This window comes from Methylobacillus methanolivorans (assembly GCF_054588515.1).
Genome location: NZ_BAAILT010000001.1, coordinates 104,515 through 118,063, shown reverse-complemented (window position 1 = coordinate 118,063; position 13,549 = coordinate 104,515). Strand labels below are relative to the sequence as shown.

General features: G+C 52.9%; 10 protein-coding genes. 2 read left to right on the top strand and 8 right to left on the bottom strand.

Features of this window, described 5'->3' with window-relative positions:
* Positions 1-178 precede the first annotated feature (178 nt).
* The 4 genes from LG202_RS00495 to LG202_RS00480 all read right to left on the bottom strand — a co-directional run bounded on the left by LG202_RS00495 (position 179) and on the right by LG202_RS00480 (position 6,363).
* Entirely contained in the window at positions 179-1,522 is a 1,344-nt protein-coding gene (locus LG202_RS00495) for a GGDEF domain-containing protein (protein ID WP_230346483.1), read from the bottom strand.
* A 172-nt stretch (positions 1,523-1,694) separates the two neighbouring features.
* On the bottom strand, positions 1,695-3,974 hold the full coding sequence (locus tag LG202_RS00490; RefSeq protein WP_230346482.1) for a CHASE2 domain-containing protein: 2,280 nt from the start codon (positions 3,972-3,974) through the stop codon (positions 1,695-1,697).
* A gap of 17 nt (positions 3,975-3,991) precedes the next feature.
* Positions 3,992-5,632, bottom strand: a complete 1,641-nt coding sequence (locus LG202_RS00485; protein WP_230346481.1) for a FecR family protein — start codon at positions 5,630-5,632, stop codon at positions 3,992-3,994.
* 20 nt (positions 5,633-5,652) lie between these two features.
* Positions 5,653-6,363, bottom strand: coding sequence for a response regulator transcription factor (locus LG202_RS00480; RefSeq protein ID WP_230346480.1), 711 nt, complete (start codon positions 6,361-6,363; stop codon positions 5,653-5,655).
* A gap of 355 nt (positions 6,364-6,718) precedes the next feature.
* Here LG202_RS00480 and glnK point away from each other — a divergent pair, with 355 nt between their 5' ends.
* Together glnK and LG202_RS00470 are read left to right on the top strand one after the other, a co-directional pair.
* Positions 6,719-7,057, top strand: a complete 339-nt coding sequence (gene glnK, locus LG202_RS00475) for a P-II family nitrogen regulator (protein ID WP_230346479.1) — start codon at positions 6,719-6,721, stop codon at positions 7,055-7,057.
* A 12-nt stretch (positions 7,058-7,069) separates the two neighbouring features.
* Positions 7,070-8,374, top strand: coding sequence for an ammonium transporter (locus tag LG202_RS00470; protein ID WP_230346478.1), 1,305 nt, complete (start codon positions 7,070-7,072; stop codon positions 8,372-8,374).
* Positions 8,375-8,473: 99 nt separating this feature from the next.
* Here LG202_RS00470 and LG202_RS00465 read toward each other — a convergent pair whose 3' ends face one another.
* The 4 genes from LG202_RS00465 to LG202_RS00450 form a co-directional block, all read right to left on the bottom strand.
* Positions 8,474-10,249, bottom strand: a complete 1,776-nt coding sequence (locus LG202_RS00465) for an ABC transporter ATP-binding protein (protein WP_230346477.1) — start codon at positions 10,247-10,249, stop codon at positions 8,474-8,476.
* A 130-nt stretch (positions 10,250-10,379) separates the two neighbouring features.
* Positions 10,380-12,344 (bottom strand): acyltransferase family protein, encoded by a 1,965-nt coding sequence (locus LG202_RS00460; RefSeq protein WP_230346476.1) that lies wholly within the window; start codon positions 12,342-12,344, stop codon positions 10,380-10,382.
* 77 nt (positions 12,345-12,421) lie between these two features.
* Positions 12,422-12,883 carry a GNAT family N-acetyltransferase gene (locus LG202_RS00455; protein WP_230346475.1) on the bottom strand — a complete coding sequence of 154 codons (462 nt, stop codon included), beginning with the start codon at positions 12,881-12,883 and terminating at the stop codon, positions 12,422-12,424.
* Entirely contained in the window at positions 12,876-13,514 is a 639-nt protein-coding gene (locus tag LG202_RS00450; protein WP_230346474.1) for a helix-turn-helix domain-containing protein, read from the bottom strand. The genes LG202_RS00455 and LG202_RS00450 overlap by 8 nt, the downstream gene beginning before the upstream one ends.
* Positions 13,515-13,549 lie beyond the last annotated feature (35 nt).

The window sequence follows — 13,549 nt, the reverse complement described above, 5'->3', positions numbered from 1 at the left end:
GTTGGCTATAGGCTTTGTCTCGGTCAAAGTCTGTTTTTTGGCTTAGTGAGGTGGTGGTATCGGGCGTAGTAGAGCGGCAGGTACATGCCAGTATGATGCCTATACCTGCCGTGAGAATAAAAAGCATACCTGGAAAAACGGGGGAGGACGGACAGCCCAGGTATGCGTGAAAAAGAGCTTAGTGGTGCATGATTTCCGGTGGGAAAAGTGATTTGCTCCATGCTAGGCTGGGAGCTAGCTCTTCATAGCGTACGATGCGGTTGCGGCCCAGGCGTTTGGCGGTGTACAGCGCGAGATCAGCTTGGGAAAGTAGTTCACTGACCGAATGATTTTCACCGGGAGTTTCCCAGGTAGCATGCCCGATGCTCACTGATACCTTGCCGTGGTCGAGTGATGGAATCTTGAGTTTTTGGATGGCCACATGCAGTTTCCGCGCCATGGCATGACAACCTTCAGCTGCGGTATAAGGCAGCAACACCACGAATTCCTCCCCACCAAAGCGGGCGACAAAATCCCCGGGGCGTTGTATCTCCGCCTGGATTGCTTGCGCGATTTTCTTCAGGCATTTGTCACCTTTCAGGTGTCCGTGCTGATCGTTGTATTCTTTGAAATGGTCGATGTCCAGCATGAGAATCGAGATGGAACTATGGATGCGTTGTGCGCGCCGCCATTCGATTTCTGCCATTTCGTCAAAATAACCACGGTTATAGATGCCGGTCAGGCCATCTTTATTGGCTTTTTCCAGCAATGCCGAATGCGAAGCCGCTAGGTCACGTGAGAACTGGCTAAGTTGCAGGATCAGCACGGCAAGCAATGTGGTGGTGGAAAACAGGCTGAGTAGTTGTGCCATGTACCAGTTGCTACTAAATGGCGTACTGTCTATCAGCAAGTGCGAGACATGGCATAAGTGCGATAAGGCGGCGATCGACAGGAAAACTGTCACCAGCTTGTTGTCGCCGCCAATTGCACGCACCAGTGCAAATGTTGTGGCCGCCATGATCCAACTGCCCCAGCTTAGCGGTGACGTGACGATAGGGGCACTTGTCATGAGTGCTGAAAACAAGTTGCCGGAATTCAGTGCCAGCATGTAAAGGATGATGCCGATCAATGGCGTCAGCATAAAGGGCACGGTATTCTTGCCCAGGCTGATGCGGTTCAGTTGCGGGAATGAGTGGGCAATCTTGCGGAACAACAGTGCGATAATGATGAATGCGCAGAAACCAAATTGCCAGTATGTGCTCCAGTGGGAGATGTTACTGGCAGCAGGTGTGCTATTGGCTGATGAAGCATGTAACGAGATCAGGCTACTGATGGCCGCCAAGGCGTAGATCGCGTAGGCGCCAGCCAGCGGAACCAGGAAGAATTGCTTCTGTATCTTGAATTGCAATAACAGGAGCAGTGCTGTAGTGGTAGTGCTTAGCACGACAACAGTCGCCACCACAGGCGCGAATGTGGCTAATTGCGGCCATGGCTGAGTGGTATGCATCATGGCCAGCAGGCTTGCCGCAACCATTAGCAACATCAGCACTCTTGTTATCCAGCTTAGCCGCAGTGATATTGTTTGATTCAGGATGTCGTCCATTGCATCCCCCTGTCTATGATTTAGCTTTTTAGTCTGGCGCTATATTGCAATAGCTATTGAGCTTGTCATAGCGATCTGACAATTGTTGACAATTGCTGGATCAGTTCAGGGGTTATGGTTGCCTTGGGACGAGGATGGAGAAGGTGCTGCCTGTGCCTGGTGTACTACTGACGTTGACCTCGCCATGGTGTCGGCTAGCAACGGCGTGGACGAAGGCTAGGCCTAGACCGGTACCTTCAATTTGAGGGTGGCTGTGTTGGTGGACGCGACTGAATGACTGGAATAGTTGCGTTTGAGCTTCTGCACTGATGCCAATGCCGAAATCACGCACTGCAATATTCCAGTAGTCTCCTTTGGCGCAAATACTGCATTCAATCATGGCGTGATCCGGACTGAACTTGATGGCATTGCTCAGCAAGTTCGCGATCGCGCGCTTGAACAGGGTTCTGTCAACCCAGGCATGCGCCTCTGGAGGTGTTTCTGTCATGGTGATGGTGATATCGCGCGTGTAGGCCAGAATCCATGCGTCATCCATGGCTTCGTGCAGCAAGTCTGCCAGATTGACTTCATCCAGTTGGTAATGCCCGGACTTTGCCCGCGTCAGCTGCACAAAGTCATCGGCGAGGGTCAGGGCATTGTCGGCATGCTGCTCTATCATGCCCAGCCAGCGTTCCCCCATGGTTTCAGGGGAAAGTTTTTGTAGTTCAACCAGTGAGATAATGGATGACAAAGGGGCGCGGATATCATGCGTAATGAAGCGGAATGCTTCGTCACGATCACGTTCTGCCTGCCATAGCTTGGAAACATCAATGATGCTCAATATCCAGCCGATATGTTGCTCCTTGGCATCTTTGCATGGAGCGAGCTTTACCAATAGTTCGCGCTGTTTGTCATCACGGGCTTCCAGCTCAATTTCAAGCCCTGCTTGCAGGGTATCAGTATGGATGGCGGGTAGATTGTTCTGGTGCTCATGGATCTGTTGTAGCAAAGGGATCAGCGGCTGCTGTATCAGTGCCGAAGGTGTGCTGGCACCAAAATAGGCGGCGGCTGCCTGGTTTGCAATGCGGATAATGCCATCGGGATCGCAAATCAGGGTAGGGTCAGGCAGCCCATCCACACTGTCGCTGATGAAGCGGTGCATGCCTTGCAATTGATGTGTGGCTTCATGCAGTGCATTGATGCGTTTATCCAGAAAATCATGAAATGCGGTGGTGGATTGAGGCGTTGATAGCATGGGAAAGTCACGCTTGAAAGACTCAAATTCTGATGTGAGAAATCGGGCTGCAGTATCCAGTCGATGCCAGCTCCACAGCGGATAGATCAGGATTAGCCCAAGGGCCCCTGCTGATGGGGCAAGCAAGATGCCCGAGATCAGAGCCACGACATATGTCGTGGCGAGCAGCGCAATGAGGAGGGAAAAACTGAGCAACAGCGCTGACAGTGGGCTCAGTAACATAAAGCCGAGCAACGCAAGGCTGACAAAGGCGAGATTGAGCGTCATATTCTGCCATGACTGGGCAGGCTGGAGAGTGCGCTGGCTCAATTGCCCCTCCAGGATGTTGGCGAGGATTTCAACGCCGGGCATTAATTGGCCATCACGCGAGACCGGGGTGGCATACTGGTCGCCAATGCCAGTGGCGGTAGCGCCGACCAGCACTAGGCGATCTGTAAAGATTTTGTCGGGAATCCTGCCCTCAATCACATCAAAATAGGAGATGCGGGGAAAGTAGCCAGCCTTGCCTGCGTAGGGAATGAGTTGGGTGCCGGCCAAGGGGGAAATCTTAAGTCTTGATTGACCTGCTGCCTGTAATAAAGCGGTACTGAAGTGAACAAATGGTGTGTCATTGATGGATTGCTGCATGCGTGCAGATCTCACCACACCATCGTCATCTACCTGGATATGAACATGTCCCAGTTGGGAGGCAGCCTGGGCGAGTGCCGGGGCTGGCGTTTGCACATATTGGGTTGGCCCAGCTTCATTAAAGACGATAGGTAGTGTTACTACACCACTTTGCAGGATGGCATTGGCCAGGAGCGCATCATCAGGGTGTTGCAGATCAGGTTCGCTGAACAGGATATCCAGGCCGATGGCGGCCGGGTGTTGTTCGCTGATGCGTTTGACCAGCTCGGCATGCAGATTACGGCGCCAGGGCCAACGGCCAAAGTGGGCGATGCTGTCATCGTCAATGGCGACAATCACTACCTTGCCAGTCAGTGGGTGTTGCTGGCTGGCAGTGATAAAGTCCTGGATCAGGTGGTCGACAATTGTCAGCGTGCGCTGATGGGAAAGCGCCGCGATGAGGAGAAGTATTACCCCCGAAATCAGCAGCCATGGCAACTTGCTTTGCGAAGGGTAATGCGCAGCTGTTGGTGATGGCAGCGGTTTGGTCATGCTGTGCTTAACAATCCTCAGGACTTGGGTTTGTCAAACCAGGTGCGGTCAATAGCATCGTTTACCTGCTCAACTTCCAGGATGCGGGCATCGGAGAACGGCCCAGTGTATTGCTTGATCCGGGTGGCTAATCTCACGTAATAGCGCCCGGCTGGTAGTGATTGGAGATCAATCTGGGGATTATCCAGCACTTGTTCTGCGACCAATGATTCAAATTGTGGAGAACGGCTCACCTGCGCAACATACTGGATACCCTGTTGGGTACTGTTCCAATAAGCCAGGCCAGAGGTGGATCGGGCTGTGGCGCCATCTTCATCAAGGGTGACATTAGCCGGCTGGCTGTAAGGTCCATGCTGTGCAATACCTGATGCACTGTCGGTAGTGATGCTGGCCACGCGCCAGTAATATTGGCCTGCTGGCAAGGATGCAAGCGAATATTGGCACTCTTGCAACTGATCTGCATCTGCTACCACTTGCTGGAAGGCTTGATCGCTGGCGATTTGCAGGTGATAGCTTTGTGCTCCTGCTATGGGCGTACAAAGCAGGCGACTGTTGCTGCCCACAATTTGTCCTTGCTGGGGCGCCAGTAGCCATGGGCTAGAAGGATGACTGGCAATCTTAAAGCGGTGCTGGGCTTCATAGCCGGCAATACCATGCATATCGAGTGCACGCACAGCAAGCAAATATTCTCCATCTTGCAGGCTTGGCAGTACGGCTTCGGCTGTATTGGAAGCCGCATTCCACAGCACTTGTTCCATATTTGCATCCTGTGCAATCCGGTATTGATACTCACTGCTGCCATCCAAGGCTGGCCAGTCGAATTGCAAGAGCTCAGGTTCGGGGAGGTGGGTAGGCAGTTGCGATAGATCCGGTGCTGCCAACAATGTTTGTACTTCGCCCAGTCCATTGTTGCTGGCTGCAATACCCTGGCCTGCCTGTAGTAAAGCGCCTGGCGCGCGTTTGGCTGGCTTGGCCTGCTTCATTTCCACCTGGCCTTGCGTTACGCTGGTGGTGGATATGTTGCTAGTGCCCACACTGAAGCGGGTACCACGGACTGCGGCAACTGCTTGTGGCGTGATCACCCGGAAATGGTTCGGGTTGCGCTTGGGGGCGGGTGTCACGGAGACATCAATATCGCCCTGCTCCAGGTAAATGACACGTTGGCCTTGCGGTACCAAACCTCCCTCCTTGATGCGATCCAAGCGGATGCGAGTGTTGGAGAGAATGCGAGCAATGCTTTTATCGGAAAATTCCAGCGATAAGTAACTATTTTCGCTGGTGCGTACAATGTCGCCTTCTGCGAGTTGATCGCCATGGCTGATGGCCTTGATGGTATTGCCTGCCGCGTCGATGAGGGATACTTCGCCATGGACAAAGCTAGCAGTCACAGTGCTACTCACCTTGGGGATCAGCAGGTTGGTGCCTGGCGTTAGATAATGCGCATTGCGAATACGGTTGAGCTTCTGGATTTCACGCCAAGCATGCGGATTGCCCATATAGTGTGCAGCCAGCTTGTAAAGGTTATCACCTGGTTCGACAGTATGGCTGATGGTATCAGCCTGGGCTGAAGCCTGGAGTGCCAGAGCAACTCCTATCACTAATGCCGGTTGCCAGTGAGGCCGCCCGGGCGATTTATGCTGCTTGCAGACTGCGATCATGATGTCCCCGATAATGAAATTTAAGAATGTTCTTCCGCGAATGGTAATGCATCACTTTCGAGTCGATAACCCATGCCATAGACGGCAGTGAGTTTGTAGCCATTGTTGGGATGAAGCTTGAGCTTGGAACGTATTGCTGAAATGTGCGTGTCCAATGTGCGCGTTTGCAGATCTACTGATTGCATGCCCCATATTTGTTCCTGAATATGCTGTCGTGACAGCAAGCGACCTTGATTCTGGAACAAGAACAATGCCAGTTCGAATTCTTTGTGCTTGAGAGGAATGGCGACCCCATTATATTCAAAGCGTTGCTGAGCCACATGGCATGTGTAGTTACCCCAGACGAATTCCTGCTGGGTTTTCTGTGGATACAGCCGACGCAAGAGTGCATTGATACGGGCATGCAACTCACGTACACGTACTGGCTTGCTCATGAAGTCGTCGGCACCGGAGGTGAGGCCATGCACGACATCTCTTTCGTCACTACGATTGGTGATCATGAGAACAGGAACGGCCTCCTTGAGGTTTGCGCGTACCCATTGCACGATTTCTGGCCCAGAAGTATCCGGTAATTCCCAATCTAAGATGAGAAAGTCGAAAGTTTCGTGTTGCAAAGTGCGCAACAAGGACTGGCCATCACTGAATGTATGGCAGTCATGTCCCAGTGACACGATGGTTTTCTCGATGAGCTCTAATTCGGAGCGATTGTCATCCAGGGCGGCAAAACGCATTTATTCTCTTTCCTTTTTTCATTATAGGCGCGCATGAGGAAAACATGCCAAGCCATTGCGGCAATATCACGCACGACCATAACCAATCTTATATCGGTCTTGCCTAAATGAATTGTCAACAAATGTGAAACATTCCAGTAGGTGTTTATCGCACATTATTGGTGCATTGCGCTGATGTGGTGCATGTAAAACTGTCTACGTGATGTCTGGGTGCTCTTTGTTTTTTATAAGTATTTGAAAGTTAATTGTAATTCATGCTGGCACAAGAGTTGCTGAACATCGGCTGTTCTAATGAAACAAATGAATGTGCCAGTTCTCTGGCGATGATCAACAATCTTTGATGCAAGGAGCATGTATGAAATTCATATCCGCTATCATCAAGCCATTCAAGCTTGACGAGGTGCGGGAAGCTCTTTCCGCTATTGGCGTACAAGGCATTACCGTGACTGAAGTAAAAGGTTTCGGACGTCAAAAGGGGCATACCGAGCTTTACCGCGGCGCTGAATATGTGGTGGATTTTCTTCCCAAGGTGAAACTGGAAGTCGCCATTGAAGACAGTTTGCTGGATCAGGTAATTGACGCAATCGAGCAATCTGCCAGCACCGGTAAGATCGGCGATGGCAAGATTTTTGTCTTTGATCTTGAACAGGCTTATCGCATTCGCACCGGTGAAACCGGCGCTGATGCGCTTTAAGGGGAGGGCGTCATGAAGCGATTTTTATCCATTTCCACTTTGCTGGGCGGTATGTTGGCCGCAGGCTCCTGTATGGCAGAAGAAGTTGCCGCAGAAGCGCCAGCAGTCTTGAACAGCGGTGATACCGCCTGGATGATCGTGGCCACCGTGCTCGTCATCATCATGGCAGTGCCTGGCCTCGCGATTTTCTACGGCGGCATGGCACGTGCCAAGAATATGCTCTCGGTACTGATGCAGGTACTGGTCACATTCTCCCTGCTTTCCGTACTTTGGGCAGTCTATGGTTACAGCCTGGTGTTTACAGAAGGCAACGCCTTTATTGGCGGCTTGAGCAAGGCTTTCCTCGCGGGTATCACGCCTGATAGCCTGGAAGGCACTATTCCTGAACTGTTGTTCGTCACTTTCCAGATGACGTTTGCGGCCATTACTCCAGCCCTGATCGTCGGTGGTTTTGCCGAGCGCATCAAGTTCTCTGCTGTGCTGCTGTTCATGGCATTGTGGATGACATTCTCCTACCTACCCATGGCACACATGGTCTGGGGCGGTGGCTGGATCGGTGAAATGGGCGCAGCTGACTTTGCTGGTGGTACCGTGGTGCACATGAATGCCGGTATTGCGGCATTGGTTGCCGCAGTGGTACTCGGCAAGCGTATCGGCTTCGGCAAAGAAGCCATGCCTCCACACAATATGGTATTGACCATGGTTGGTGGTTCCCTGTTGTGGGCTGGCTGGTTTGGCTTTAACGTAGGTAGCGAACTGGCGGCTGATGGCATGGCGGGCCTGGCTGTTGTCAACACACAACTGGCAACTGCGGCTGCGGTCGTGGGCTGGGTGATCGTTGAGTGGCTGAGCAAGGGCAAGCCTTCCATGCTGGGTGCTATCTCCGGTGCAATTGCTGGCCTGGTTGCCATCACGCCTGCTTGCGGCTTCGTTGGCCCGATGGGGGCGATCGTACTTGGCTTTATTGCCAGCATCATCAGCTACTGGGCTGTTACCAAGCTCAAGAACGCACTGGGTTACGATGACACCATGGATGTATTCGGTGTTCACGGTGTTGCCGGTATCATCGGCGCGCTGGGCACTGGCATCTTCATGGCACCATCCCTGGGCGGTGTCGGCTACGACGAAGGCGTGACCATGGGCCACCAGTTCTACGTACAAGCCGTATCAGTTGGTTTCACCATCGTTTATGTCAGTATCGTGACTTACATCATCCTCAAGGTCGTTGATCTGTTGGTTGGTCTGCGTGTCTCTGAAGAAGATGAGCGCGAAGGCCTGGATACTGCCTCCCACGGTGAGCGTGCTTACCACTCTTAAAAATGGCCTGATGTTTTAGGCAACAAAAAGCCCGGCGAAAGCCGGGCTTTGTTTTTTATACTGCTGCTTTGGAGCCCAAGACTACTCACGGCCGATTGACTATGTGCTTGCCTCGACATCTCCCGTCTGCAAACGCCAGAGGTCGGCATAAATCCCGCCTGCTTGCAGCAGCGCTGCATGGTTGCCGGATTCCACAATACGCCCGTGCTCCAGCACATGAATGCAATCTGCATGACGCACGGTGGATAGCCTGTGGGCGATGATAATGCTGGTGCGGCCTATAACCAGCTTGTTGAGTGAGCGCTGGATGGCCGCTTCTGTTTCGTTATCGACGGCGGAGGTGGCTTCATCAAGGATGAGCACAGGCGGGTTTTTGAGGATGGCGCGGGCCAATGCCAAGCGTTGTCGCTGACCGCCGGATAGCTTCATGCCACGCTCACCCACCTGGGTAGCATAACCATTAGGCAGGCGCTCAATGAATTCATGCGCTTCGGCGGCTTTTGCGGCGGCGATGATAGCGCTCATATCTGGGTTGGCTTCACCATAAGCAATATTATCGGCAATGCTGGCATCGGTGAGGAAGGTATCTTGCGCGACATAGCCAATCGCGCGGCGTAGTTGTTGCAAATCTAGCGTGGCGATGTCATGACCATCCAGCAATATTTGGCCTTGTTGCGGGTCATAAAAACGCAGCAGCAACTTGGTGATGGTGCTCTTGCCGCCGCCAGTTGCTCCTACCAGGGCGATGGTCTTGCCAGCGGGGATATCCAGATCAAATTGGGTTAGTGCGGGTTGCCCTGATTGCGCATCATAGGCAAAGCGTACCTGGGAAAACTGGATATGCCCTTCTACCGAGGCTACGGGTAATGCCTTGCCGCCATACTGGATAGCAAGCGGCGTATCCAGCAGGTTCATGACACGCTGGATGGAGGCCATGGAGCGTTGGTAAAGGTCGGTCAGCTCTGCCAGCCCGGTCAGTGGCCACAGCAGGCGCTGTGTCAGGTAGACCAGTGCGGAGTAACTGCCAACGCCAAGTTCGCCGTTCAATGTCATGAAGCCACCATAAAGCAGCGTCACGGTGAACCCGGCGAGAATCGCGATTCTGATCACCGGGGTAATAGCTGCTGACAGCTTGATGGCCTGAGCGTTGTTCTCGCGATAGCGATCTGACGCCTCACGGATGTGTTGGGATTCTACCTCTTCGGTTGCGTAAGCCTTGACCGTGGCGATGCCTTGCAGGTTGTTGTTGATACGGGCGGTAAGGGCGCCTGCCGCCTCGCGCACCGAGGTATAACGTGTCGCCAGCCTGCTCTGGAACCAGAACGCGCCGTAGAGGATGAATGGCACCGGGATCAAGGCTAGGAAAGCCAGCTCCTTGGTCAGGAAGAAAAACACCCCGCCGACCATGACCGAGCCGAAAAATACCTGGATCAAACTATTGAAGCCACCGTTGAAGAAGCGCTCCATCTGGTTAATGTCTTCGTTGAGAATTGCCAACAGATTGCCGCTACGGTTGCGCTCGAAATAGGCTAGCTCCAGCTGTTGCACATGCTGATAGGCCTCCATGCGCAAGTCGTGTTGCAGGTTTTGCGCCAGGTTGCGCCAGCGTACGTCATAGAGATACTGGAACAGGGATTCGCCTAGCCAGATCAATACCGTGAGAATAGCCAGCAGAATCAGTTGATCCTTGGGCTCGACGATACCTAGTCCCGCGAGGAACGAGGCTTTCTGGTTGACCACCACATCGACAGCAACACCGATCAGGATCTCCGGCAAAACATCGAATATCTTGTTGAGCAGGGAATAAAAAGAGGCAATCCATGCATCGCGGCGATATTGATGAGCATGGCGGAACAGGCGCTTGAGGGGGTGCATAACATCTTGCCAATATGGAGGAAACTGCGATTCTAATGACCCTGCCGCAAAATTTCAGCCATATTCTGACGATGGATTTGTGGGACAGTAAACTACTGTGAGGAGGATGAGGGGCAAAACCAAGGTTAGCTTAGTCAGCTGTGATTTCAACCCCAGACATGATCTTGCGTGCCCCGGCAATGCTCAAGTGGTTATCGTCAAAATAGAGTGCCTGTCCATCCATCACTGCGGCACAGTCACCATGTTGGCATAAGGTGTCCAGGGGCTTGATCGCATGCAGGTGTTGTCCATAAGGCAGGCTATCTAGCTTGCGCAGGATAAATGCGTGGCGAGCGAGATAAAACGCTTGGCTGGTCATGCGTTGCACGTCATGAGGGGCGCGGTTATGGAGAGTGGAGAATGGCGTGATGGCCTTGGTGATATCCATCGGCAATTCAGGGATGGGGTAGACAACGTGCACCTGCTTGCCAGCTGCGAGCATGCGTTCGATCAGGGTTTGCAGGTTGTACCAATATTGCTCACGCAACTCAGTTGGAGTTTTGCCTGCATCCGCAGCGGTGAATTTGTTGACCGGGTTTTTATCGGGCAAGGAGGGATAGTTTTCCAGATGGCCGAACAATGCCCGGGTATAGCTAAATCCAACCACAACGTGCTGGATGTCTTGCCGCTGTTCAAGGTAGGTCACGGCTTCTTTTAGCCATGCGCTACAACCAGGTTCTTTCGCCTCGAACAATAAGGCTGGTGGACATCCACTGAAACTGAGATGCAGCAAGCCTGCATCTCGCTGCTGTAGTTTCTCGCCCAAGGCATAGGCCAACTCGACGGTATGGCTGTCTCCGAGCGAGGCCCAGGTAATACGGCTACCAAAGTATTCACATGATAGTGATGGCTTTAGGTAGTCGGTGCCGCTGGTGTGGCAGGAATCCCGCAACGGGCTGCCGACAGTGCTTGCCATCAAGGTGGAATTGACAAAACGTTCTGGAAAGCCTTGCCCTTGCATGCTAGCCAACCCCAGTGCGAGCGTGAGGGTGAGTGTTATACCTGAGAGCTGGAAGATACGTCGCCTGGAAAAGCGTTGTCGGTGGCGGAATGGCTGTTCGATATACCAATAACTGAGTGTGGCGAGTAATAAAGCCACCGCAATCGTGACAGCAAAAATGATGGCGCTTGGCTGCTGGGTGGTTTTCATGCGCAGGAAGGCAAATAGGGGTTGGTGCCAGAGATATAGCGAATAGGAAATCAGGCCGATGCCGACCATGGCACGATGTGAAAGCAGCTTGCCAGTGATGCTTGCTGGATCGCAAAAGGCGATGATGAGGCAAGCACCTAACACGGGAATCAATGCATACAAACCGGGGAATGGGGTGGATTGATCCAGCAGGATGACTGCACCGATGATGAGCATCAGGCCTAGCCATGCCAGGCCGTGACGCAGGCGAGCATTAAAGTGGCTCCAACCTTCTGGCTTGAGTAGTGCTAGTAACGATCCGGCCAGTAACTCCCAGGCACGACTGAAAATCAGGTAGAAGTTGGCGTCTATGGCCTGTTGCCTGAGCAGGTGTTCAGAAAGCAGCAGTGATGCCACTGCCAAGCCCAGCATAACCCAGAAGGTAGCAGCACGGCGGGCATACCACATGCCAGCGAGCAGCAGCGGGAACAGTAAGTAATACTGCTCTTCCACTGCAAGGCTCCAGGTGTGCAGCAGGGGTTTTTCTTCTGATGCGGTTGAGAAATAGCCATTGCTGAAATAAAAATAAATGTTGGAGCCAAAGGCCGCGACGGATACTAGGCTACGCGCATAATCGTGCAGCAGTGAGGGTGGCATGAGGAAAAAGGCGGCGATGCTGGTGGCAAACAGTACCACGGTGAGGGCGGGCAAAATGCGGCGCGCCCGGCGCTCGTAGAATTGAATGATGGAAAAGCGCTGTTTTTCTAGCTCGCTCTGCAGAATGGACGTGATGAGGTAGCCGCTGATGACAAAGAACACATCAACACCGACATAACCCCCACTAAAACCAGCAAATCCAGCGTGGAAAAACACCACAGCCAGTACTGCCACTGCACGTAACCCATCTATTTCTGGCCTGTATTTCAAACGACTCCCTGCTCACACTGGCTGTTGTTACCCAGTGTGACAGTTAGCTGAGCTTGAAATTCAGCTCGATTGGAACCCTACAAGTAAATGTTGCGTGCCTGCAAGCGGGTGGTGTTCCAGCCTAGGTGGTCGTAATAAGCGATGGCGGGCTGGTTGTCCATGTCTACCAGCAATTGGGCGCGGGTGGCACCTTGTGCCTTTGCCCAGGTGAGTATGCTATCCAGCAATTGCCTGCCCAGTCCTTGGCCGCGATAGCCCGCATCTACGATCATGTCTTCTATCCAGGCAGCAGGCGTGCCTTGTGCGGTGGAGATTACCAATTGTGCACTGACCATACCGATCACCTTTCCACCAACCTGCTGCGCCACCAGGATGGCACCGCGTTCAGGCTTAGCCAGCAGTAACTGCAAGCCGGCAGACTGCTTTTCCAGGTCGGGCGTGAAATCCTGCTCTATGCTGAAGAGTTGTTGCAGCAGTTCACACAAGACGGGAATATCTTTAGCCTGGGCATGACGAATGTTGATAGCGGGATCAGTCATGTTCCACAGGTTCTTCTGCATCGTAGTGGATGATGGCGAGAAAGCGTATCGGCAGTTTGGCATGGACTTCCGGACGGTGTGGGATCTCGCCGCGGAAAGTGAGTGCGTCACCAGGCTGCAGCATGTAGACCTCTTCACCTACGCGGTAGCCCAGTTCGCCTTCCAGCATATAAAGAAATTCAGTTCCGCTATGCTCAAAGGAGGGAAACTCCTCACCCGGGTCTTCCAGTGTGATGAGGAAGGGCTCGAACAGTTTCTTTGGCCCCTGGTCGTAGGCCAGCAGGTGATAGGTGTGGCCATTGCGTGTGCCGCGTCGCACCACCTCCATACCCTGTCCATGTTTGACGTGTTGCGCACCGCCCTTGCGTTGGTTATATCCCTGGAATAGGCGGGAGATAGTGACTCCCAGGCTATTGGCGAGTTGTTCCAATGTATCCAGGCTGGTGGAAACCAGGCCATTCTCGATCTTGCTCAGCATGCCGCGGCTGATATTGGCACGCTCTGCGACCTCTGCAATGGTGAGGCCGTGCTGCTGGCGGATATCCTTGATGACATTGCCCAGGTATCTGCCCAGTGATTTGCTCTCACTCTCATTATTGGCTGGTACCAGCTTTTTCACATTGTCCGCCATACGTTGTCTTTCTCTCTTCTTAACAGCTTGACTGC

Bases quoted from the DNA above. Each gene is read 5' to 3' on its own strand.
- LG202_RS00480 (WP_230346480.1), bottom strand. From the start codon at position 6,363: ATGCGTTTTGCCGCCCTGGATGACAATCGCTCCGAATTAGAGCTCATC.
- glnK (WP_230346479.1), top strand. From the start codon at position 6,719: ATGAAATTCATATCCGCTATCATCAAGCCATTCAAGCTTGACGAGGTG.
- LG202_RS00470 (WP_230346478.1), top strand. From the start codon at position 7,070: ATGAAGCGATTTTTATCCATTTCCACTTTGCTGGGCGGTATGTTGGCC.
- LG202_RS00455 (WP_230346475.1), bottom strand. From the start codon at position 12,883: ATGACTGATCCCGCTATCAACATTCGTCATGCCCAGGCTAAAGATATT.
- LG202_RS00495 (WP_230346483.1), bottom strand. From the start codon at position 1,522: ATGTTGCTAATGGTTGCGGCAAGCCTGCTGGCCATGATGCATACCACT.
- LG202_RS00485 (WP_230346481.1), bottom strand. From the start codon at position 5,632: ATGATCGCAGTCTGCAAGCAGCATAAATCGCCCGGGCGGCCTCACTGG.
- LG202_RS00465 (WP_230346477.1), bottom strand. From the start codon at position 10,249: ATGCACCCCCTCAAGCGCCTGTTCCGCCATGCTCATCAATATCGCCGC.
- LG202_RS00450 (WP_230346474.1), bottom strand. From the start codon at position 13,514: ATGGCGGACAATGTGAAAAAGCTGGTACCAGCCAATAATGAGAGTGAG.
- LG202_RS00490 (WP_230346482.1), bottom strand. From the start codon at position 3,974: ATGACCAAACCGCTGCCATCACCAACAGCTGCGCATTACCCTTCGCAA.